A 22,252-nucleotide genomic window follows, 5' to 3' on the forward strand; every position below is an offset into this window, starting at 1 on the left:
AATCATTTCCACCACTCTCATCCCGGACAAGCGGCGAAGCCGCGCCGATCCGGGATCCATGCCGGAGCGCTTCCGGCAGAGGTTCAGGCATGGATCCCGGGTCTTCGCTGTGCTCCGCCCGGGATGACACTCATGAGTTCTTTGGTCTCGCCGGCAGCCAGGCGGCCTTGGCCTGCGCCTCCAGCGCGAGCCGGCAGACGGTGAAGGCATGGCGCTGGCTCATCGCAGTTTCGCTGCGGGCACCGATATCGGCGATCAGGTCGCGGAAGTAGGTCAGCGGTTCACGCGAAGCGTCTATATGGCGGGTGCCGGTCTTGTCGACGAGGAAGACATGGTCGGTGCCGGGGCGCCCGGCGACATCGACATATTTGCGCAGCTCGATCGTGCCCTCGGTGCCGAGGATGGTGAGCCGCCCGTCGCCCCAGCTCGGCAGACCGTCGGCGGTGAACCAGTCGACACGGATGTAGCCGCCGGCCTTGTCGCTGCGCAGCAGGATCTCGCCGAAATCCTCGAAATCGGTCAGGTCGGGCATGCCGAAATGGCCGACACCTGAAGCGACGATCTCGGCATCCTCTGAACCAGTGAAATGCAGGAACTGATCGATCTGGTGGGAAGCGATGTCGGTGAGGATGCCGCCATAGTGGCGCTTGTCGAAGAACCAGTCCGGTCGGATCGTCCGGTTTAAGCGATGCGGGCCCATGCCGAGAGTCTGGACAACGCGGCCAATCGCGCCGTCAGCAATCAATTTGCCGGCTATGATCGTTGCGGGGACGATGAAGCGCTCGGAAAAGCAGACCGAGAAGATCCGCCCCGTCTCGGCGACCGTCCTCTCCACGGCGGCGAGCTGATCGAAGCCGGTGACGCCGGGCTTGTCGACCATCACGTCCTTGCCCGCCCGCATGGCGCGGATGGCGATGGCGGCTCGCTCGGCCGGAACGGCGGCGCAGACGATCAGGTTGACAGACGGGTCGTCGACCAGCCGATCGGCCACACTTTCCGGCAGAGACGGAAAGCGCTCGCGGAAGCCGGCGAGGACACGCTCGTCCGTGGTTGCGGGATCGAAGCCGACGCAGGTCGCGCCGGCTTCGAGGAGACCACCGACCATATGGTAGATATGGCGGTGGTCGAGGCCGATGGCGGCAAAGCGCATGGCTATTGAGGAGCCCCGTGGCCGACGCCGATCTCCTGGTCCCAGCGCCGGAAGGCGGCGACGAGACGCTCAGGCGTCAGCGGGGGCCTTGTCGGCAGGCTGGTGATCAGCCCGTCATATTCCGGCCGGCCGTATTCGGCGAGGACGTCGCGGCTCTCCTGCGGCGCCATGGCGAGCGTCACGCCCTTCACGGCCGGGCCGGGATAGAAATAGCCCTTGTCGTAGGTGACGGCCTGCGCCTCCGGCTTGAGCATATGGGCCATCAGCGTGACGAGCGCCGGCATCTTGTCGGCCGGGACACCCTTGGGGATGCACATGAACTGCGTGTCCGGGATCCAGTGCGTCTTGTCGAGGACGAAGACCTTGGCCTCCTTCGGCACGATGCCGAGGACGCGCGGGTTGATGTCCCAGCCCAACGTCGAGACGATGACGTCGCGGGTGCCTTCGCCCAGCTCCTTCATCGTCGCGGCGGTGCCACCCGGATAGTAGTCGATGCCGGTGCCGAGCTCCTTGAGATAGGCCCAGCTCTTGTCCCAGCCCTTCATCGGGTCGGTCGGGTCGGCGTCGCCGAGGATGTAGGGCAGGCCCTGGAGCCAGGTCCAGCCCGGGCCGGAGTTGACCGGGCGGGCATAGGTGAAGCGCTTCGGGTTCTGCTTGACGTAGGCTAGCAGGTCCTCGGCGGTCTTCGGCACGGTCTTGAGACGTTCGGGCGCGTATTCAAAGAGCGGCCCGGAGGGGGAATAGACGACGGCAACGCCCTCGTTCTGGCCGAAGTTGCGCTGCATCATCAGCGCCTGCTCGTGATAGACCTCCTCCGGCTTGGGCAGGTCCTTGGCGTGGGACTTCCAGACATCGACCCAGAGCCCCTGCTGGATGCCGTCCGACATCGCGCCGGGGCCCGTCAGCACGAGGTCGATGTCGACGCGATTGGCCTGCTGCTGCGCCTTGAGCTTGGCCGGCAGCTCCGGCGAGGGCGCGCGCGAGAAATTCAGGCGCGAGATCAGCTTCGGATTGTCCTTGGCGAAACGCTCGATGGCGACCTGCGTCAGCTGTAGATTGCCGGCGACGTCGATGATGTTGAGCGCGACCGGAGCGCTCTGCGCCAGCGCGCCGCCGGCTTTCAATGCGGCGAGGCCGGCCGCTCCGGCCATGACGGTGCGGCGTGTCGGATGGTTCATGGTCTCTCCCTGGGGTTCGGCTCTCTTGTGCGACGCCGCGTGCGGCATCCGGAGCTCTGATCTGGGATACTAGTGCACCACTCTTCTGCGCGCCAGCGCATTCGCCGACATGGCCGACACCATGCTGAGACATGCGACGAACGGGTGGATCAGGCACGTTCGAGCAGCAGGGCTTCCGCCGCGCGGCTGAGCAGCGGCGCCGCGGCGCCGTGGATCTCGTAGAGATGGCTGGCGGGCACGCCGGAGAGGTCGGGAACGGCGAAGCCGTCCATCGTGCCTTCCGCCCGGAACAGCGTGTTGAACCGGGCCCAGAGCTGCGGATTGGCCGAGAAGGGGCCACTCACCGCGATACGGGCGGGGAAGAGCAGGCGGCAGGCATTGGCGAGGGCGCGGGCGAGCAGCTGTGCCGCCCGGTCGATTTCCGGCAGGGACAACAGGTCGAGCCCGGCGAGCTGCCGGGCGAGCCGGACTTCATCCTGGTCGAGATCGGGCCAGTGACGGCGAAGCGTCGGGAGCAGGGACCAGAGGGCGGCCCCAGTTTCGAGGCAGGCGGTGTTACCGCAGCCGCAAGAGCGATCTTGCAGGGCCGCGAGCCGCCAATGGCCGATTTCGCCGAAGGAGCCGGCCGGCGCGAACGGCTCGCCGTCGACCGCATAGGCGAGGCCGATGCCCCAGCCCCAGTGCAGCAGGATGGTGCCGCCGGGAAACTGCTCGGGCTCGCGGGCCGCGCGGGCGCGCAGCTCGGCGTCGAGATTGCGGCAGATCGCGACGGGCCCGGCCACGGGGGCGAGGACGGAGGCGATGTCGAGCCCGCGCATGCGTGGCCAGCGCGAGGCCATCAGCCACTGGCCCTGCCTCAGGTCGATCAGGCCTGAGAGCGAGACCGCCGTGCCGGCATGGCTCATGCCCGGCGGCATTGCGTCGAGCAGGTTCTGCGCCAGCTCGGCCATCGCCTCGGCGATCGCGGCGTTGTCAGCGTCACCGGCGATGGGGCGGCGGCGCTCGGCGACGAGATGGCCGTTGAGGTCGACCAGCGCGCCCGAAAGCGACTGGCTGGAGACATAGATGACGGAGGCGCCGATGCGGCGCGTATGGGCGACGAGGATCGCCGGAGGCCGTCCGCGCCCGCTCGCTTCCCCCACCGTCTCGATGACGAGGCGGCGGGCGATGAGATCGCCGACGACGCGCGAGACACTGGTCGAGCGCAGCTGGAGGATGCGGCCGATATCGGCGCGGGAATGAGCCTCGCCGTTCAGGATCAGGCGGTAGATGCGGGCGCAGTCCCGGTCATGGGCAAACGCGAGGCGGCTTTCGTCGATCGTCAGCAGGGACAAGGCAGGCTCTATTCAGAACGGTTGCGTTCAAAATTAATGATTGCGTTTCAGTCGAAGCTTCATAAGCTCGATACCAGAATATCGGAAATTTCCTGCCGAAAAAGGTTCAAAAATCGATGATCGAGATTCATGTTGCCTCGGACAAGGAGGCGCTTGGCCAGCAGGCGGCGGCGCGCGGCGCGCAGGCGATCCGTGAGGAGCTTGCCAGCCGCGGCGAAGCGACGATCATCGTGGCGACCGGCGCGAGCCAGTTCGAGATGCTGAAGCATCTGGTGGCGGCCGAGGGCATCGATTGGTCGAAGGTCACGGCCTTTCATCTCGACGAATATGTCGGCCTGAGCGAGAGCCATCCGGCGAGCTTCCGCCGCTATCTGCGCCTGCGCTTCATGGCGCCGCTGTGCAACGCGCCGACCTTCATTCCCGTCGATGGCGAGAGCGATCCGGCCGCAGCGGTGAAGCAGCTCAACAAGCAGATCGACGGCAAGCGCATCGCCGTCTGCTTCGCCGGGATCGGCGAGAACTGCCATCTCGCCTTCAACGACCCGCCGGCCGATTTCGAGACGGAGGAGCCCTATCTCGTCGTGAACCTGGACGAGGCCTGCCGGCGCCAGCAATTCGGCGAGGGTTGGTTCCCGAGCCTCGAGGCGGTGCCGCAGCAGGCGATCTCGATGAGCATCCGCCAGATCCTCAAGAGCGAACTGATCGTCCTGTCCGTGTCCGACACGCGCAAGGCCGAGGCTGCGAAAGCCGCGCTGGAGGGGCCGATCAGCAATCTGGCGCCGGCCTCGATCCTGCAGACGCATAAGCGCACGGTGCTGTTCATCGATCCGCCCGCCGCGTCGCTGCTGAGCCGGAAGGGCTGACGATGCGCACGCGCGGGCTCGTCGATCTGCAGGTCAACGGCTTCGCCGGGGTGGATTTCAACTCCGGCACGATCACGCTGGCGGAGCTCGACCGGGCGCTGGAGGCGATGCTGGCGACGGGCGTGACCACCTGTCTGCCGACGATCATCACCGCGCATCCGCATGAGCTGGAGGAGCGATTCCTGGCGCTCGACGCTGCGGTCAACGGAAGCCGACTCGGGCCGCTGATGTGCCCGGGCTATCATCTCGAAGGCCCGTTCCTGAATCCGTCCGCCGGCTATTCCGGCTGCCACCCACCGGAGGCGATGACGGCGGCAACGGCCGATCTCGTCGCGAGTCTCGACGGGCAGCTGTCGCGGCCGATCCTGATGGTGACGCTGGCGCCGGAGGTCGAAGGCGGCGTCGCGCTTGCAGGCAAGCTGGCGCAGATGGGCAAGGTCGTCGCCATCGGCCATTCCGCCGCCGATTTCGAGACCGTCGCCGCTGCGGCCGATGCGGGGGCGACGCTCTCGACCCATCTCGGCAATGGCCTGCCTCAACAGATGCACAAGCTGGTCAACCCGCTCTTCGCGCAGCTCGCCGAGGACCGGCTGATGGCCGGCTTCATCGCGGACGGCATTCATATCCACCCGAAGGCGCTGAAGAGCCTGATCCGAGCCAAGGGTCCGGAGCGCTCGATCCTCGTCACCGATGCCGTGGTCGCGGCGGGTGCCGTGCCGGGCCGCTACAGCTTCGCCGGCATGCCGGTCGATCTCGCCGCCGATGGTTCGGTGCGTCAGCCGGGCGGCGCCTCGCTGGCGGGTTCGGCGCTCAAGCTCGATGATGCTGTACGCAACGTCGTCGCCTGGGGCATTGCGACGCCCCAGGAAGCGATCGCCATGGCCTCGACCCATGCGCTGGCCTGCATCGCCGATGCGTTGGCCAGAGCCGGCATCACCTTGCCGGAGAGCGCGATCGAATGGTCGCCGGACCTCCGCATCGGCAGCGTGCACATCGGCAATGAGCGCCGCGACTTCGCCGCCGGGGCGGCAGCCTGAAGACGTCACCAACAAGCAACAGGGGAAGAAGATGAGCGAATTTTCGAAAGGCGTGGATCGCCGCACCGTTTTGGGCGGGCTTGGCGCGCTGACCATCGGAGGAAGTGGCGCCTTTGCCGCCGCGCCGCCATTGCCTTCGGCACCGGTCGGCATCAACATCATCGATGTCGGCGGGGCGCTGGCGCTGATGCAGCAGGCCTTCGACGACTACCGCAACGCCAATCCCAAGCTCGTCTCGCGCATCACCTATGTGAAGGCGCCGGCGCCGGAACTGGCGAGCAAGATCAAGGCGCAGCAGGATGCCGGCCGGGCCGACCTCGATCTCGTCCTGACCGGCTCCGACGGTCTCGCGGCGGGGCTGGAACAGAATCTCTGGCTCAAGATCTTCCCGGATTTTGCCGACAAGTTCCCGAAGATCGAGGAGAACTACGAGCCGGCGGCGCTCAACCTGCACAAGGTGCAGGGGGCGGGCTTCGGCACGGTGGTGAACTACTACCCGTCCGGTCCGCTGCTCGAATACATGCCGGACCGGGTGAAGCAGGTGCCGACCACGGCCGAGGAGCTGCTGGCCTGGGCCAAGGCCAATCCCAACAAGTTCATGTATGCGCGCCCGACCAATTCCGGCCCCGGCCGCACCTTCATGATGGGCCTGCCTTATATCCTCGGCGACAAGGACCCGCAGGACCCGGTCAATGGCTGGGACAAGACCTGGGCCTATCTGCAGGAGCTCGGCGAGCAGATCGAGTACTACCCGGCCGGCACCGGCGCGACGATGAAGGAGTTCGGCGACGGTTCGCGCGACATCATCATCTCGACCACGGGCTGGGACATCAACCCGCGTGCGCTCGGCATCGTGCCTAAGGAAGCGAAGATCCAGACGCTCAAGGGCTTCCACTGGGTCTCGGACGCCTTCTTCATGTGCGTGCCGAAGGGCATCCCGAACGATCGCCTCGCCGTCGTGCTTGACATCATGGCGCATGTGCTGACGCCAAAGATGCAGGCCTATTCCTATGACGAGGGCTATCTCTATCCCGGCCCTGCGGTGAAGGACGTGCCGCTGTCGCTGGCGCCGAAGCGCAGCCAGGAGGTGATCGCCGAGTTCGGCCGGCCGGAATATGCCGACCTCATCGCCAAGAATCCGATCGAGCTGCCGCTGAAGCCCGACAAGATGGTCGTCGCCTTCCGCAAATGGGACGAGCTGGTCGGCGCCAAGCGCAAGCGCTGAGTTCGTTTCTGCGCCGTCATTCTCGGGCGTCGCGTCAGCGGCGACCCGAGAATCTCCGGACGAGAAAGCGCCGGGAGCCTCCTCCGACATGAGATGCTCGGGTCAAGCCCGAGCATGACGGCCTGTTTTTTAGGCCGGCGCCGGAGCCGCTGCCTCTACCTCGCCGCCGAGTCTCCAGAACAGTCTGACGCCGCCGTTTTCGGTGGATTCGAGGCCTGGGACGGCTGCGAGGAGCTTGCGGGTGTAGGGGTGCCGCGGGTTGTCGAAGATGGCGTCGCGCGGGCCTTCCTCGACGATGCGGCCGTCCTGCATGACGATGACGCGGTCGGCGACCTGCTCGACCACGCCGAGATCATGGCTGATGAACAGGCAGGAGAAGCCGTGCTTCTTCTGCAATTCGTCGAAGAGCTCGAGCACCTGCGCACGGACGGTCACGTCCAATGCCGAGACCGGCTCGTCGGCGATGACGAAGCTCGGGCGGCGCACGATCGCGCGGGCGATCGCGATGCGCTGGCGCTGGCCGCCCGAGAGCTCGTGCGGATAGCGCTCGGCGAAGCCGTCCTTCAAGCCGACCTCGGCCAGAACCTCGGCGACGCGCGCCTTCCGGTCGGCCGGGCTCATGTCCGGGACCAGCCTGAGCGGCTCGGCCACGAGCTGGCCAATGGTCATGCGCGGATCGAGCGAGGAGTAGGGGTCCTGGAACACCATCTGGCAGTTGAGCCGGTAGTCCCAATAGGCCGTCTCGCTCCTGGTGATCGGCTTGCCGTTGAAGCGGATCTCGCCGCCGGCGGGCTTCACCAGCCCGGCGATCGACTGACCGAGCGTGGTCTTGCCCGAGCCCGAGCCGCCGACCACGGCGACGACCTCGCCGGGCTGGACGTCGAGGCTGATGCCGTGCAGCGCACGCTTGGCCTGCTCCTTGCGGAAGAAGCCCTGCCGGCCGGGATACTCGACGACGAGGTCGCGTACCGCGACGATCGGTATCTTCGCCTGCGGCAGTTCCCGCGCCGGCAGCCGGTGCGGCATCGCCGAGAGCAGCTTGCGGGTATAGGGGTGCTGCGGCCGGGCGAGGATCTCCGCGCTCTTGCCCTGCTCGACCACATCGCCCTGGCACATCACGACGATGCGGCTGCAATAGCGCGCGACCATGCCGAGATCATGCGAGATCAGCAGCACGGCGGTGTCGTTGGCCTTGGTCAGGTCGACCATCAGCTCCATCACGTCGCGCTGGACGACGGCGTCGAGCGCGGTGGTTGGCTCGTCGGCGAGCAGCAGGGCCGGCTTCAGCAGCATCACCGAGGCCAGCATGATGCGCTGGCGCATGCCGCCGGAGAACTGGTGCGGATAGGCGGCGAGCGCCCCTTCCGGATCGCGCAGCCCGACGCGCTTGAGCATGTCGAGGATCAGCGCGCGGCGCGCGGGAGCGTCGAGCTTGCGATGCAGCGCCAGGCCCTCGTCGAGCTGGCGGCCGATCAGCATCGACGGGTTGAGCGAGGTCATCGGCTCCTGGAAGACCATGCCGACTTTGGCGCCGCGCATGGCGCGAAGGTCTTTGCCGCTCATCGCCATCACATCCTGCCCGTCGAAGCGGATCGTGCCGGAGGTGAGCGCGACGGCGGGCGGGATGAAGCCCATCACGGCGCGGGCGGCGAGGGTTTTGCCCGAGCCGGATTCGCCGACGATGCCGACGATCTCGCCGGGGAAGACCTGGAAGGAGACGTCGTGGACGACGCTGCGGCCGGTCGTGCCGATCCTGAGCGTCAGCCCGGCGACGTCGAGGAGAGGGGCGGCGCTCTTATTCGCCGCGTTTTCTTGACGCGAACCGGAGCCCACTTCGCTTGAAAACGCTTGGGTCATCGCGAACCCCTCATCCGCGGGTCGAGCTTGTCGCGCACGGCGTCGCCGAGCAGGTTGATGCCGAGCAGGGTCAGCGAGATGCACAAGCCCGGGAAGATGCCGAGCCAAACGGCCTGGCCGATATAGGGCCGGGAACCCGCGAGCATGTTGCCCCAGGTCGGGGCCGGCGGCGGCACGCCCAAGCCCAGGAAGGAGAGCGCGCTCTCGGCCAGCAGCACATAGCCGAACATCGAGGTCGCCAGCACGGTCAGCGGCGCGATGCAGTTCGGCAGGATGTGGCGGGCCATGGTGAAGCCCTCGGAGTTGCCCATCACGCGCGAGGCGGCAATGAACTCGCGCTCGCGCAGTGACAGCACCGTGCCGCGCACGACGCGGGCGACGGAGGGCGTATAGGCAATGCCGAGCGCGACGATGATGCCGTATTTGTTGGCGCCGACCACCGCGAGCAGGCCGAGCGCCAGCAGGATGCCGGGGAAGGCGAGCAGCGCGTCGTTGAAGGCCATGATGATGCGGTCGGTCCAGCCGCGCATATAGCCGGAGAACAGGCCGATCAGCGTGCCCAGCACCACCGCGAGCGTCACGGTCAGGATACTGATCCAGACCGAGGTCGCCGCGCCCGCCATCAGGCGCGAGAGCACGTCGCGGCCGAACTCGTCGGTGCCGAGCCAGTGGATGGCGCTGGGTGCGACGAGCTTTTCGCGGAAGGAGAGCTTGAGCGGATCGTAGGGCGTCCAGAGCGCGCCCGTGCCGGCGGCTGCGAGCAGGATACCGATCAGCGTGCCGCCGACGATCGCATTGGGGGCGGGGAGTTTCATGCGGCCGGCCCCCGTCATTGTGCGGTCACCCTTGGATCGAAGACCGGGTAGCAGAGGTCGATGACGAGGTTCACCAGCACATAGGTGAAGGCGACGAAGAGCATGCAGCCCTGGATCACGGGGTAGTCGCGCGCGAAGATCGCATCGACGAGCAGCCGCCCGAGGCCGGGGATGGTGAACACCGTCTCGACCACCGCGATGCCGCCGAGCAGGTTGCCGAGCACGAGGCCGATCAGCGTCCAGGTCGGGCCGAAGGCGTTCTTGAAGGCGTGGCGCCAGAGCACCGCCATCTCCGAGAGGCCCTTGGCGCGGGCATGGGTGATGTAGTCGAGCCGGAGCACCTCCAGCGTCGAGGCGCGCGCCATGCGCAGGATCACGCCGATCTCATGCAGGAACAGCGTCATGATCGGCATGACCAGATAGAGGATGCCGGCCCAGGGGTTCTCGGCGATCGAGACATAGCCGACGACCGGCAGCCATTCGAGCTTGAGGCCGAAGAACAGCAGGAGCAGCAGGCCGAGCCAGAAGGTCGGAATCGAGAGCAAGAGCGTCGCCGTGGCGACGAGGCCGAGATCGACCGGCGAATCCTGCTTCCAGGCGGCGATCACGCCGGCCGGCACCGCGACGAGGCTCGCCAGCAGCACCGCGACGAGCACGATCTGCGCGCTGATCCAGAAGCGTTGCAGAATGAGCGGCAGCACCGCCTGCTGCGACGAGATCGACTGGCCGAAATCGCCATGCAGCACATTGCTGAACCAGATGCCGAACTGCACCGGCAGGCTCTGGTCGAGACCGAGCCGGGCACGCAGGTCGGCGAGGCTCGCCGGCGTCGCCAGATCGCCCAGCATCAGCTGGGCCGGGTCGCCGGGAATCAGGCGGATCAGGACGAAGACCGAGATCGCCACGATCAGCAGCGTCGGCAACGCCATCGCGATCCGCGTCAGCGCAAAGCGAAACATCAAAGGCCCTCCCAAGCCTCGTTTCCGACCCCGCTCAGCGCGGGGCCGGGTGCGTCGCCTTACTTGGCGACGCTGACCTCCCAAAGCCGCAGCTGCGACGCCCACGGCGCCACGCCGGTCACGCGCTTGGAATGGGCGATGATGTCGAGATCGTTATGGGTGAAGATGGTCGGCACCTGCTCGATGAAGCGCTTGTGCAGTTCGTCGAAGATCTTCTGGCGCTCGGCGGTATCGGTCACCACCATCGACTTCTGGATCAGGGCGAGCGCCTCCGGGTCCTCCCAGATCTTGCGCGGCTGCTTGTCCTTCGGGCCGGCGATCTGCTCGAATCCGAGCGCAGGGTCGAAGCGGCTCGAATAGGAGAAGGCCTGCATCTGGTAGTTGCCCTTGTTGTAGCGGTCGAGCTGCGTCGCCCACTCCAGCACCTCGATCTCGGCATTGATGCCGGCCGCCTGCATCATCGCCTGGGCGATGACGGCGGTGTTGAAGCTCGGCACCGAAGAGCGCTTGTTGGCGAGGATCACGATCTTCTCGCCCTTGTAGCCGGCCTTCTGCAGCAGGGCCTTGGCGGCGGCGGGATCGTATTTGAAGCCCTGCTTCTCGAGATCGCCATAGTATTTCGAGGTCGTATAGACCGGCGAGTTGTTGGGCTTGCCCAGGCCGTTGCTGACATTGGCGACGAGCTCGGGGAAGTCGATCGCGGCGGCGATCGCCTGGCGCAGGGCCTGGTTCTTCATCACCGGGTCGCGCGTCTGGATGATCAGGCTGTGACGGACCGGGTTCGGGGCGATCGCGAGCGCGACATTGGGCGCGCTCTTGAGGTCGGGCACGTCCGATTCCGGCATCAACGCCATGTCGAGCGAGCCTGCGAGCAGGCCGGCCTTCACCGTCGCCGCGTCGGGGATGACCATGAAACGCGCTTCCTTCACCAGCGGCCGCTTCGAACCGATATAGCCGTCGCGCTTGTCGCCCTTCGGCGAGACGTACTGGTTGAAGGCGAGCAGCTGGACCGATTGGCTGCGCTTCCAGTCGCCGAGCATGAACGGCCCGGTGCCGATCGGCTTGTCCCAGCTGCCGTCGGCCTTCACCGAATCCTTGTGGATCACGGCCGTGCCGCCGCAATCCGCGCGGGCGAGAGAGTCGAGGAACAGGCCGTTCGCCTCGTTGATCTCCATGACGAAGGTGTCGGCATCGGGAGCCGTCGCCGAGACCACCTTGAGGCCGTTGCGGCCGTCGAAATCCGACAGGCAGCGCCAGTCGGTCTTCGGATCCGTGTAGCGGTTCCAGCTCCACAGCACGTCCGCCGAGGTCATCGTGGCGCCGTTGTGGAACTTCACACCCTTGCGCAGGCGGAAGGTGTAGGTCTTGCCGTCGGGTGAGATCTCGACCTTCTCGGCCAGCAGTGGGCCGACCGAGCCGTCCTCGGCATAGCCGACGAGACCCTCGACGAAGTGCAGCACGACGGCGTCGGTGTTGCCGTCCCGATTCACGCCGGGGTTGGTCGAGCGGATATCGGCGTTGAGCACGGCCGTCAGCGTCTGGGCCTGCAGGGCGCCGGCCGAGAGCGCCAGCGCGGCGGCGTAGACAAGGAGGCGCTTCATGATGGTTCCCCTGTTGTCGTTATGATCGTTCAGCCGGCCTTGCGGACGGCGCGGATCCGGCGGAGCTCGCCGGCGAAGAAGTCCTCGACGACCGGCACGACCTTCTGCCCGTCATGCGGGGTGTTCGGCACCAGATCGAAGCGCGCCGCGATGCCGTTCTCCGCGAAGGAGTCGCGCAGCTTCGCCAGGCGCTCGGGCCGCGTGGCGCCGGCATGGTTGGCGTCCGGCATCCAGTTGCGGCCGCCCGGCTTGTGGGTGATCTCCCAGGTCTCGAGATCGGCGGCGCCGACGACCATCTGCACAGCGACCTTCCGCATCGCGGGGATGTCGAGCTCCTGGCCGAAGAGCTCGGCGAAGTTGCGCGTGCCGACCCACCAGTCGCGGGTCGGATCGAGCAGGGTCACCGAACCCGGCGCGCCGATCGAGACGCCCCAGAGCTTGTTGGGCTGGAGCAGCAGGAAACGGTGGGCGAAGTGGCCGCCGCCGGAATAGCCGAACAGGCCGAAGCGCTCGAAGGCGATGCCGTAGCGCTCGGAAACCTCCGCGACGATGGCGAGCAGCACCTGGTCGTAACGGAGATTGCCCTCGCGCATGTATTTGAAGCCGTCGCGGTAGCCGTCGCCCATTACGCCGATCGGGAAGAGCGGCGCCAGGATGATGCAGTTGTTCCAGCGGGCGAAGGCCGAGAAGGCGTCGCGATAGCCGGTGAAGCCGCGGCCGGTGCCGTGCATCGCGACGATCAGTTCCGGCTTCTCGCCGTTCTCGCCGAGGTTCGGCGGCACATAGAGGCAATAGGGGAAGCGCGGATCGTGCTTCGAGGCGTAGATCGAGGTCGGGCCGTATTCGTAGAGCGCCTTGGCACGCGCTGCCGCTTCGATTTCCGGCTTGCCGGTCTGTTCTGCCACGGCACTCACGGCCTCTCTCCTCTGGCGAAATTATTGGCGCCAATTGTGTCGCATGTTATGGTTGGCTTCGCAACCAACTTCTGTCGCGCCGCGCGAATCCTGCTAGAGAGCCCTTCATGACGTCTGAGCGGAAACGCAGAAATACCGGCACGCGGCGGGCCATTCTCGCCAACGAGATCGCGCAGGCGATCCGGCTGCGTATGTTCAGGCCCGGCGAGTGGCTGCGCCAGATCGACCTCGAGGAGCGCTTCCAGGCGACGCGTTTCGACGTGCGCAGCGCCCTCGATGAGCTCGCCGTGCGCAAGACGATCGAGCATGTGCCGAACCGGGGCTATCGCGTCGCCGAGATCGACATGAAGACCTACAAGGAGATCCAGGCGACGCGGATCATCCTCGAGACGGCGGCGGCGGAAGGCATCGCCGCCCATATCGATGCGGCGGCGATCACCCGCCTGACCGAGGTCGCAGAGCGGTTCTCTGCCGTGGTCCTGACCGGCAGCCGCCCCGAGCAGAGCGAAATCAACCGCGCCTTTCATCAGCTGCTCTATTCCTTCTGCGGCAATGCCGTGCTGGAGGAGATGATCTGGGGGCTGCGCGACCGCGAGCGCGGCACGCAGATGACGGTCTGGAGCTCGCATGAGGCTCTGCTGCGCAGCGATCGTGAGCACTATGCGATGATCGAGGCCCTGAAGGCGGGCGATGCTCCGCGTCTCGCCAAGGTGATCGCAGAGCATATCGCGACGGGCGGCACGCGCGGGCCGGCCGCAATCGGGTTAGCCTGATCCGCGACTATCCAGAGGTCACTTGGCGACGCCGACCTCCCAGAGACGCGGCTTCGAGGCAACCCAGGGCGCGAAGCCCTGCAGACGCTTGGAAACCACGGCCGTATCGACCTGATTATAGAGGAAGACCAGCGGCGCGTCGGCCAGCATCATCACATGCAGCTGGTCGAAGATCTTCCTCCGTTCGGCTTCGTCATTGACCAGCGTCGCCTTCTCGATGAGGGCGTTGGCCTCCGCATTGTCCCAGACCTTCGAGGGCAGCTTGTCCTTCGGGCCGGAGAACTGGTTGTAGCTCTGGGCGGGGTCGATGCGGGCGGAATAGCTGAAGGACATCATCTGGTAGTTGCCCTTCGAGAACCGGTCGAGCTGCGTCGCCCATTCCAGGATCTCGATCTCGGCCTTGATGCCGGCGGCCTGCAGCATCGCCTGCGCCATGATCGCCACGGGATAGCTCGGCACGGTCGAGCGCTTGTTGGCGATCAGCTTGATCGTCTCGCCCTTGTAACCGGCCTCCGCGAGCAGCTTCTTCGTGCGAGCGGGATCGTGGGTGTAGCGCTTCTTCTGGACCTCGTCGTAGAAGGGCGAGGTGATGTAGACCGCCGAATTGTTGGTCTTGCCCAGGCCGTTCGAGACGGCGCCGACGATCTCGTCGAGATCGAGCGCGGAGGCGATGGCCTGGCGCATCTTTACATTCGACAGCAGCGGGTCGCGGGTCTGGAGCAGGATGGCGTGCTTGGTCGCGCTCGGTGCGGTCAGCACCTGCAGGCCGCTCTTCTTCATCTCCGGCACGTCCTCGTCCGGCACGTCGGCGACGTCAAGCGCGCCCGACATCAGGCCGGCCTTGACGGTCGCGCCATCGGCGATCGAGAGGAACTTGACCTCGGCGACCTGCGGGCGCTTGGAGCCGACATAGCCGTCACGCTTGTCGCCGGCGGGTGAAACGTAGGCATCGAAGCGCTTGAGCAGGATGAATTCGCCCCGGCGCCAGTCGGCGAGCTGGAACGGGCCGGTGCCGATCGGCTTGTCCCAGCTGCCGTCGGGCTTGACCGAGTCCTTGTGCAGGATCGCGACCATGGCGCAGTCGGTGCGGGCCATGGTGTCGAGGAAGAGCGCGCTCGGCTTATCGAGCTTCATGACGACGGTCGAGGCATCTGGAGCGGTGGCTTCGGTGACCTTCAGCCCGAGGCGGCCATCGAATTCCGGCTTGCAGCGCCAGTCGGTCGTCGCGTCCATGTAGCGGTTCCAGCTCCACAGCACGTCGGCCGAGGTCATCTCGGCGCCGTTATGGAACTTCACGCCCTTGCGCAGATGGAAGGTGTAGGTCAGCCCATCCGGCGCGATATCGATCTTCTCGGCGAGCAGCGGCGCGACGGCGCCGTTCTCACGGTAGCCGACGAGGCCCTCGACCATGTGCAGCACCACGGCATCGGTGTTGTCGTCGCGATTGACGCCCGGATTGGTGCTGCGGATGTCGGCATTGAGCGCGACGTTGATGGTCTGCGCCTGCGCCGTGCTGCCGATGAGCGCGAGCGCAAGGGCAGAAGCCGATACGCGGATCATTCCGTTCCCCTTCCTGTTCAGCCGTTCGGGCATGCCCTGGCCGGACATGCCGTGATAGTGCGGGAGAGCCCGAAGGCGAGGTGGCGAGGCCGCTATTCGACCGTGACTTCCCAGGCCCGCGGCAGCGAGCTGACGGTCGAGACATAGCCCTTGGTCTTGGCGCTCATCGCGCCGCCGACGATGCCGTTATAGAGCATCACCATCGGCACCTCGGTGAGGAAGCGCTTGTGCAGCCCGTCGAAGATCTTCTGGCGTTCGGCGCGGTCGGTCACCACCATCGCCTTGTCGAGCTCGGCCTGCACCTCGGGATTGTCCCAGAGCTTGCGCGGCTGCTTGTCCTTCGGGCCGGTCATCGACTCGTAGCTCAGCGCCGGGTCCATGCGGCCCGAATAGGGGAAGGCCTGGATCTGGTAGTTGCCCTTGCTGTAGCGGTCGAGCTGCGTTGCCCATTCCAGCACCTCGATCTCGACGTTGACGCCGACCGCCTGCAGCATCTGCTGGGCGACGACGGCGGCGTCGAAGCTCTCGGGATAGCGCTTGTTGGCGAGCATCACGATCTTCTCGCCCTTGTAGCCGGCTTCCGCGATCAGCTTCTTTGCCGCGGCCGGATCGTATTTCCAGCCTTCCTTCTGCACCGGGCCGTAATAGGCGGAGAGCGCCGGGACGATCGAGTTGTTGGGCGTGCCGATGCCGTCGCTGACGGCGGCGACCAGCTCCTTGGAGTCGATCGCGGCGGCGATCGCCTGGCGCAGCTTGACGTTCTGCAGCAGCGGGTCGCGCGTCTGGATGATCAGGCCGACCAGGCCCATGCTGGTGACGACGGAGGTCTTGACCTTGTCGTTCTTCTTGAGCTCGGCGATGTCGGTGTTGGCGATGTCGGGGACGATGTCGATGTCGCCGCGCAGCAGCGCCGCCTTGGCGGTCGCGTTGTCCGGGATGATGAGGAAACGCACCTCGTCGACCAGCGGCTTCTTGGCGCCGGTCAGCCCGTCGATCTTGCCCGGCAGCGAGGCGTAGTCCGCGAAGCGTTCCAGCTTGATGTATTCGCCGCGCTTCCATTCGCCGAGCTTGAACGGGCCGGTGCCGATCGGCTTGTCGAAGCTGCCATCGGCCTTGACCGAGTCCTTGTGGAGGATGCCGGTCATGGCGCAATCGGTGCGGGCGAGCGCGGAGAGGAAGAGCGCGCTCGGTTTCTCCAGCGCGAACACCACGGTCTTGTCGTCCGGCGCCGAGACCTTTTCAACCTTGACCTGGCCGCGCCCGTCGAACTCCGAGAGGCAGCGCCAGTCGGTCTTCGGATCCATGTAGCGGTTCCAGCTCCACAGCACATCAGCCGCGGTCAGCGAAGCGCCGTTGTGGAACTTGACGCCCTGGCGCAGCGTGAAGCTGTAGCTCTTGCCGTCCGGTGAGATCTCGACCTTCTCGGCCAGCAAAGGCTTGGGCAGCGCATCCTCGCCATAGGCGACGAGGCCCTCGACCATCTGGACGACGACGCCGTCGGTATTGGCGTCGCGGTTCACGCCCGGATTGATCGAGCGGATGTCGGCGCGCAGCTGGATCTTGAGCGCGCTCGCCTCGGCAATCTGGATCAGGCCGCCGCACATCAGCGCGGCGGCAAGAGCGGCGGTGGTGGTTCGGCGCATCATGTTCCCCTGTTGTTTTTTCGGTTGTGACGCGGGGCCGGAGCCTGCGCGCTTCTCCCGCGCGCGGGGGCTCCGGCATTGTTGACGCATTTTCTTCACGCGAACCGGTGTCCACTTCGCTCGAAAATGCTCTACGGCCGGGCTATTCGGCGGCTTCGGCGAGCAGGATCGGGTCCTCGGTCAGGCTGTAGCGAGTGAAGACGCGGTTCTGCGCCGGCAGCGGCGCGACCTCCATGATCCCCTTGGCCGGCTGCATGATCACCATCGCGACCGTGGCCGAGAGATTGCCGGCCTCGTTCGGGCGGGCCGGGCGGCAGACCGAATAGGGCGAGAGGAAATCGTCGAAGAAGGCCTGCTTGAGATCGTCGACCGTGAGCTTGCGCCCGGCCTCGTCGAGCAGCTTCTTCACCCGCCAGTCGCGGTAGAAGCTCTCCGGTACGCGCGGGATGCTGGTGTTCTTCACCTTGGTCAGCGCGATCTGGCCGACCCAGTGGTTGGCATGCACGATCATCCCGTCTTCCGGATAGATCGGGAAGGCCTCGTCCGGGGCGCATTCGAAATCGATGCCGAAGCCCTTCACGGTCGAGAGCATCATGTTGTTGGAGCAGGCCTTGGGCGTTGCCGCCACCGCCTTGATCGCGAAGGCGAGATGCTCCTGCTCCAGCACCTTGCGGCGGATCAGGGCGAGGGGCACGCCGGCCTGGGTGAAATCGCGCTCGCATTCGAGGTAGTTGGCGGTGATCGAGATGCCGGCCGCGTTCATGCCGCAGCGGGCGAGGCCGCCGGCCTCGACGAAGGTGAGGAAGTCGGGGCCGTCGTCGCGGCGCACGCGCAGCACGATCGCGGTCTCCGCGCATTCGGCGCGCCAGTCCCAATTCTGGCCGTGGATCAGCTCACCGGTGGCGCTGCGCTCCGGCAGGATGATGGCGCCGGTGCAGCCGTCATCGTGCTCGTCCGTTACTTCGACCGGCTTGTTCTTGATCATCCGCGCCTTGGCGATCACCTCGGTGCGGGCGTTGATCATGATGACGTCTTCGAGCGCGACGCCGGCGCCGTCGGCGATGCCGCGCATCTCCTCGATGTAATGAGCGCCGAAGGCCTCGATCTCGCTGGCGAACTCGCCGATCAGCGCGGATTTGGCCTTGGCGTCGTAGCCGAGGTCGCCGAGCTGGCCGCCATAGAGCTCGATCGAGCGCTTCACGCGCTGCGGCACGGCCGCGCCGTGCTGGCGGCCGCGTTCATAGGGCGAGCCCGAAACGTCGACGAAGGGGCAGGACTGGACCATGGCGCGCAACTTTCCGATATGCTGGCGTGACATTGATCTGTAATGTATTTCATTGCAAACTAAAACAAGCAAGGGCTTTCCGATGACCATGCCGACCCGGCTGCAGCAGGAGATCGCCGGGCGCATCCTGCAACTGGTGCGGGACGATGCGCTCGATGCCGGCGCCTGGCTGAACGAGAACGCGACGGCGCGCCGCCTTGGCGTGTCGCGTACGCCGGTGCGCGCGGCGCTCGACCATCTCGCCGAGCAGGGCATCGTCCGGCGCCATCTCAACAAGGGCATCGAGATCCTGAAGCTGCCCGCTGCGAGCGATAGCGCCCTGCCGCCCGAGGCGATCGATCTCGCCATGGTCCGGCTGGCGCATGAGCGCGAGAACGGGCTGCTGCCGGACGAGGTCTCGGAGCTCGAGGTGATGCGGCGCTATGAACTCGGCCGGCCGGAGGCGCAGAAGCTGCTCGCCCGCCTCGCCGATCTCGACATGGTCGAGCGCAAGCCGGGTTATGGCTGGCGCTTCCTGCACGAGCCGCGCGATAAGCGCCTTCGCGACGAGAGCTATCGTTTCCGGATGGTCATCGAGCCGATGTGCATGCTCGAACCGGGCTTTCATCTCGAACCCGGCTGGATCGCGGAAATGCGGGCGCGCCATATCGAGGCCCTGCAACGGCCCTGGCGCGAATCCTCCAGCATCGCCTTCTACGAAATGAATGCCGATTTCCACGAAGGCTTGGCCGCGGCCACAGGTAACCGCTACTTCCATTCGGCCGTGCGGCGCCAGAACCAGCTCAGGCGCCTCTCGAACTATGACTGGGGTCTCGGCTTCGAGCGTGTGCAGGTGAACTGCACGGAACATCTGGCCATGCTCGACCATCTGGAGGCGGGCGAGAACGAGGTCGCCTCGGCGCTGATGCGCAGCCACCTGCTGCGGGCGAGCAAGCTCAAGCTCGGCACGAGACAGGTTGAAACGACCGAGTGACCGCGCGCCGCCCGGTCACCGGATGGCTGCCCTGCCACCGGGACGGTTGACCCGGCGGCGATTTGGACGAGCAATGGCGGCAATCCCGAATCCAACAGGTCGAGTGCCATGACTGTTCATCAGCGTCCCCAAGCCATTGATGCCGCCAAGCTCGACAAGCTGGCCGAGGTCGCCATCCGTGTGGGCCTCAATCTGCAGCCGGGGCAGGACCTGTTCCTGACCGCGCCGGTCGCCGCGCTGCCGCTGGTCCGGCGCATTGCCGAGCACGCCTACAGGGCCGGCGCCGGCATCGTGACGCCGATGCTCGCCGACGAGGAAATTACCCTCGCGCGTTATCGCTACGCGCCGGATGCGAGCTTCGACAAGGCGCCGGGCTGGCTCTACGAAGGCGTCGCCAAAGCCTTCTCCGCCAACACCGCGCGACTTGCCGTGGTCGGCGACAATCCGATGCTGCTGGCGAACGAAGATCCGGCCAAGGTCGGCCGCGCCAGCAAGGCGAATTCCGTCGCCTATCAGCCGGCGCTGGAGAAGATCGCGGGCTTCGACATCAACTGGAACATCCTGGCCTATCCGAGCACGGCCTGGGCCAAGCAGGTCTTCCCGGACGATGCCGAAGAGGTGGCGGTTGGGAAGCTGGCCGAGGCGATCTTCGCCGCCTCCCGCATCAACGAGACCGATCCGGTCGCCGCATGGGCGGCGCATAACGCGGCGCTGCGCACACGCCGCGACTGGCTGAACGGCCAGCGCTTCACCTCGCTGCACTTCACCGGGCCGGGCACGGAGCTGACCGTCGGGCTTGCCGACGGCCATGACTGGCAGGGCGGCGCCTCGCCGGCCAAGAACGGCATTGTCTGCAATCCGAACATCCCGACCGAAGAGGTCTTCACCACGCCGCATGCGCGCCGGGTCGAAGGGCATGTCTCCAGCACCAAGCCGCTCTCCTATCAGGGCTCGCTGATCGACGGCATCCAGGTGCGCTTCGAGGGCGGCCGGATCGTCGAGGCCAAGGCTGCCCGCGGCGAGGCGGTGCTCAACAAGGTGCTCGACACCGACGAGGGCGCGCGCCGGCTCGGCGAAGTGGCGCTGGTGCCGCATTCCTCACCGATCTCGAAGAGCGGCATCCTGTTCTACAACACGCTCTTCGACGAGAACGCCTCCTGCCACATCGCGCTCGGCCAGTGCTATTCGAAGTGCTTTGTCGACGGCGCCAATCTGACGCCCGAGCAGATCGCTGCCCAAGGCGGCAACAAGAGCCTGATCCATATCGACTGGATGATTGGCTCCGGCGAGGTCGATATCGACGGCGTCCACGCCGACGGACGTCGCGTGCCGGTATTCCGCAAGGGCGAGTGGGCCTGAGCGACCAAGCCCGTCATGCTCGGGCTCGACCGGAGCATCTCAGGACCAGAGGGCGCCTTTTTCTGCGTGGGATTCTCGGGTCGACGCGCTGCGTCGCCCGAGAATGACGCGAAATCCTCGCCAGTCAGCCCGCGTTTGCCCGCAGCCAATCCCCGAGCGACGGGCGATGATGCCCGTCCCGTCCGGTCGTGGCAGGAGCGGTGACCATCGCGTTGAGCACGGCTTCCTGCGTCGCCTCGGCCGCGGCGCGAAAGAGCGTGTCGATCCGGCTCTCGTTCAGCGCGCGTAGCGCAACGAGGTCATTCGGTTGGTCATGGTCGATCGGATCGGCCGTGCTGAAGGCGACGGCGATATCGCCGCTGCCATTGCCCCAGAAGGCCCCGAGCCGGGCGAGGCCGGCACCGCCGCGCCGCGCGACCCGATGCAGCTGCCGCGATTCCAGCGGCACGTCGGTGGCGATGACGAGGATGACCGAACCGCGCTCGCCCTGTGGCGGTGCTCTCGGCGGGACGGGGCGGCGGCCGTCGGGCAGGACGAGATCGCCGGCATTGCCGAAATTCGCCAGCGCGAGCACGCCGAGAACGTGTCCAGTCCCGTCGAGATCGAAGCGCCGCGAGGCCGTGCCGATGCCGCCCTTGAAGCCGAAGGCGCTCATGCCGGTGCCGGCGCCGACTGCACCTTCCGCGACCGGCCCGGAGGCGGCGGCGTCGAGCGCGGCGAAGGCGTGCTCCTGCGTCAGCGGGCGGGCGCGAATGTCCGAAAGATAGCCGTCATTGCATTCGAGCACGATCGGGTTGACCGTCCCGGTCTGCCGGCCGATGTCGGGATTGGCGGCGAGCGCGCGGGTGACCAGCGCGTCGAAGCCGGTGCCGACCGACAAGGTGTTTCCCAGCAGCAGCGGCGTCTCGATCTGGCCGAGCTCGGCGAGCTGCATCAATCCCGCGCTTTTGCCGAAGCCGTTGATGACGTCGACCGCTGCGCGGACCTTGCGGCGGAAGAGGTTGCCGTCATGCGGCAGCAGTGCCGTGAAGCCGGTGAGGATATCACCGTCGTGCAGGGTATAATGACCGAGCTTCACCCCCGGCACGTCGGTGACGGCGTTGAGCGGGCCAGGCTCCATGATGCCGCAGGAGAGGCCGAAATCGCGCAAGCGCTGGGTCATGATGCCGGGTCTCGATGGGTCGTGCGGCGGGAATAGCATGGGCGAGCGCCGGCTCAAGCGCGTGCAGCGCTGGGCGGAGTGAACGGTAGGGCAGTCCGCGCGTTTGATATGGCGAAGCAGGGAGTGCGCCGATGTCCGATCCGTTCCATCTGCAGCGCTTTGTCGATGCGCAGGAATCGACCTGGGCCGCGGCGCTCGCGGAGGTGAAGGCGGGGCGCAAGCGCAGCCACTGGATCTGGTTCGTCTTCCCGCAGATGCGCGGGCTGGGCTTCTCGTCGACCTCGGAGTTCTACGGCATCGGCTCGCTCGAAGAGGCGCGGGCCTATCTGGCGCATCCGGTTCTCGGGCCGCGACTCGTCGCCATCACGGAAGCGGTGCTGACGCATGAGGGGCGCAGCGCAAACGCGATCTTCGGATCGCCCGACGACATGAAGCTGCGCTCTTCGATGACGCTGTTCGATGCCGCGAGCGGGGATGGCGCCAATCCCTATCGTGCCGTGCTGCGCCGCTTCTTCGGCGACATTCCCGATCCGCGCACCTTGGAGTTGCTCGGAAAGAGCTAGC

The 22,252-nt window shown here is 66.4% G+C and carries 19 protein-coding genes; 7 read left to right on the forward strand and 12 right to left on the reverse strand.

Annotation, left to right across the window (positions count from 1 at the left end; all coding sequences use genetic code 11):
• Nucleotides 1-130: 130 nt before the first annotated feature.
• The 3 genes from FQV39_RS20645 to FQV39_RS20655 all read right to left on the reverse strand — a co-directional run bounded on the left by FQV39_RS20645 (nucleotide 131) and on the right by FQV39_RS20655 (nucleotide 3,662).
• Nucleotides 131-1,150 (reverse strand): Gfo/Idh/MocA family protein, encoded by a 1,020-nt coding sequence (locus tag FQV39_RS20645; protein ID WP_149131997.1) that lies wholly within the window; start codon nucleotides 1,148-1,150, stop codon nucleotides 131-133.
• A 2-nt stretch (nucleotides 1,151-1,152) separates the two neighbouring features.
• Nucleotides 1,153-2,328 carry an extracellular solute-binding protein gene (locus FQV39_RS20650; RefSeq protein WP_149131998.1) on the reverse strand — a complete coding sequence of 392 codons (1,176 nt, stop codon included), beginning with the start codon at nucleotides 2,326-2,328 and terminating at the stop codon, nucleotides 1,153-1,155.
• Between the two features lie 149 nt (nucleotides 2,329-2,477).
• Nucleotides 2,478-3,662: an ROK family transcriptional regulator gene (locus tag FQV39_RS20655; RefSeq protein ID WP_187640002.1), complete on the reverse strand. Its 1,185-nt coding sequence runs from the start codon at nucleotides 3,660-3,662 to the stop codon at nucleotides 2,478-2,480.
• Nucleotides 3,663-3,778: 116 nt separating this feature from the next.
• On the opposite strand from FQV39_RS20655, the gene FQV39_RS20660 reads away from it, so the two are divergent.
• From FQV39_RS20660 to FQV39_RS20670, 3 genes are read left to right on the forward strand one after another with little or no spacing between them, the layout of a single operon-like run.
• The gene (locus FQV39_RS20660) at nucleotides 3,779-4,525 is read left to right on the forward strand and encodes a 6-phosphogluconolactonase (protein WP_149132000.1); all 747 of its coding nucleotides are present in this window, start codon (nucleotides 3,779-3,781) and stop codon (nucleotides 4,523-4,525) included.
• 2 nt (nucleotides 4,526-4,527) lie between these two features.
• A complete protein-coding gene (locus FQV39_RS20665) occupies nucleotides 4,528-5,562 on the forward strand; it encodes an N-acetylglucosamine-6-phosphate deacetylase (RefSeq protein WP_149132001.1) in 1,035 nt (344 codons plus the stop codon).
• A 31-nt stretch (nucleotides 5,563-5,593) separates the two neighbouring features.
• Nucleotides 5,594-6,787, forward strand: a complete 1,194-nt coding sequence (locus FQV39_RS20670; protein WP_149132002.1) for an extracellular solute-binding protein — start codon at nucleotides 5,594-5,596, stop codon at nucleotides 6,785-6,787.
• Between the two features lie 129 nt (nucleotides 6,788-6,916).
• On the opposite strand, the gene FQV39_RS20675 is transcribed toward FQV39_RS20670, so the two are convergent.
• From FQV39_RS20675 to FQV39_RS20695, 5 genes are read right to left on the reverse strand one after another with little or no spacing between them, the layout of a single operon-like run.
• Nucleotides 6,917-8,644 carry an ABC transporter ATP-binding protein gene (locus tag FQV39_RS20675; RefSeq protein ID WP_149132003.1) on the reverse strand — a complete coding sequence of 576 codons (1,728 nt, stop codon included), beginning with the start codon at nucleotides 8,642-8,644 and terminating at the stop codon, nucleotides 6,917-6,919.
• Nucleotides 8,641-9,459: an ABC transporter permease gene (locus FQV39_RS20680; protein ID WP_149132004.1), complete on the reverse strand. Its 819-nt coding sequence runs from the start codon at nucleotides 9,457-9,459 to the stop codon at nucleotides 8,641-8,643. Before FQV39_RS20680 ends, FQV39_RS20675 begins: the two co-directional genes overlap by 4 nt.
• Nucleotides 9,460-9,473: 14 nt before the next feature.
• Entirely contained in the window at nucleotides 9,474-10,418 is a 945-nt protein-coding gene (locus FQV39_RS20685; protein WP_149132005.1) for an ABC transporter permease, read from the reverse strand.
• A 59-nt stretch (nucleotides 10,419-10,477) separates the two neighbouring features.
• Nucleotides 10,478-12,019 (reverse strand): ABC transporter substrate-binding protein, encoded by a 1,542-nt coding sequence (locus FQV39_RS20690; protein WP_149132006.1) that lies wholly within the window; start codon nucleotides 12,017-12,019, stop codon nucleotides 10,478-10,480.
• 29 nt (nucleotides 12,020-12,048) lie between these two features.
• The gene (locus FQV39_RS20695) at nucleotides 12,049-12,933 is read right to left on the reverse strand and encodes an alpha/beta hydrolase family protein (protein ID WP_248313092.1); all 885 of its coding nucleotides are present in this window, start codon (nucleotides 12,931-12,933) and stop codon (nucleotides 12,049-12,051) included.
• A 107-nt stretch (nucleotides 12,934-13,040) separates the two neighbouring features.
• Here FQV39_RS20695 and FQV39_RS20700 point away from each other — a divergent pair, with 107 nt between their 5' ends.
• The gene (locus FQV39_RS20700) at nucleotides 13,041-13,706 is read left to right on the forward strand and encodes a GntR family transcriptional regulator (RefSeq protein WP_149132007.1); all 666 of its coding nucleotides are present in this window, start codon (nucleotides 13,041-13,043) and stop codon (nucleotides 13,704-13,706) included.
• Nucleotides 13,707-13,724: 18 nt separating this feature from the next.
• Here FQV39_RS20700 and FQV39_RS20705 read toward each other — a convergent pair whose 3' ends face one another.
• The 3 genes from FQV39_RS20705 to FQV39_RS20715 all read right to left on the reverse strand — a co-directional run bounded on the left by FQV39_RS20705 (nucleotide 13,725) and on the right by FQV39_RS20715 (nucleotide 18,194).
• Entirely contained in the window at nucleotides 13,725-15,266 is a 1,542-nt protein-coding gene (locus FQV39_RS20705; RefSeq protein WP_149132008.1) for an ABC transporter substrate-binding protein, read from the reverse strand.
• 92 nt (nucleotides 15,267-15,358) lie between these two features.
• Nucleotides 15,359-16,912: an ABC transporter substrate-binding protein gene (locus FQV39_RS20710; protein ID WP_149132009.1), complete on the reverse strand. Its 1,554-nt coding sequence runs from the start codon at nucleotides 16,910-16,912 to the stop codon at nucleotides 15,359-15,361.
• A gap of 139 nt (nucleotides 16,913-17,051) precedes the next feature.
• Nucleotides 17,052-18,194: a C45 family autoproteolytic acyltransferase/hydolase gene (locus tag FQV39_RS20715; RefSeq protein WP_149132010.1), complete on the reverse strand. Its 1,143-nt coding sequence runs from the start codon at nucleotides 18,192-18,194 to the stop codon at nucleotides 17,052-17,054.
• Between the two features lie 82 nt (nucleotides 18,195-18,276).
• On the opposite strand from FQV39_RS20715, the gene FQV39_RS20720 reads away from it, so the two are divergent.
• Both FQV39_RS20720 and FQV39_RS20725 read left to right on the forward strand, forming a co-directional pair.
• On the forward strand, nucleotides 18,277-19,167 hold the full coding sequence (locus tag FQV39_RS20720; RefSeq protein ID WP_149132011.1) for a GntR family transcriptional regulator: 891 nt from the start codon (nucleotides 18,277-18,279) through the stop codon (nucleotides 19,165-19,167).
• Between the two features lie 108 nt (nucleotides 19,168-19,275).
• The gene (locus FQV39_RS20725; RefSeq protein WP_149132012.1) at nucleotides 19,276-20,526 is read left to right on the forward strand and encodes an aminopeptidase; all 1,251 of its coding nucleotides are present in this window, start codon (nucleotides 19,276-19,278) and stop codon (nucleotides 20,524-20,526) included.
• A 124-nt stretch (nucleotides 20,527-20,650) separates the two neighbouring features.
• Here FQV39_RS20725 and FQV39_RS20730 read toward each other — a convergent pair whose 3' ends face one another.
• Nucleotides 20,651-21,688, reverse strand: a complete 1,038-nt coding sequence (locus FQV39_RS20730) for a DmpA family aminopeptidase (RefSeq protein ID WP_149132013.1) — start codon at nucleotides 21,686-21,688, stop codon at nucleotides 20,651-20,653.
• A gap of 131 nt (nucleotides 21,689-21,819) precedes the next feature.
• Here FQV39_RS20730 and FQV39_RS20735 point away from each other — a divergent pair, with 131 nt between their 5' ends.
• Complete coding sequence (locus tag FQV39_RS20735; protein WP_149132014.1) at nucleotides 21,820-22,251, forward strand: DUF1810 domain-containing protein; 432 nt, start codon at nucleotides 21,820-21,822, stop codon at nucleotides 22,249-22,251.
• Nucleotide 22,252: the final 1 nt, after the last annotated feature.

Source organism: Bosea sp. F3-2 (genome assembly GCF_008253865.1).
In the GTDB taxonomy this organism is placed as follows: Bacteria; Pseudomonadota; Alphaproteobacteria; order Rhizobiales; family Beijerinckiaceae; genus Allobosea.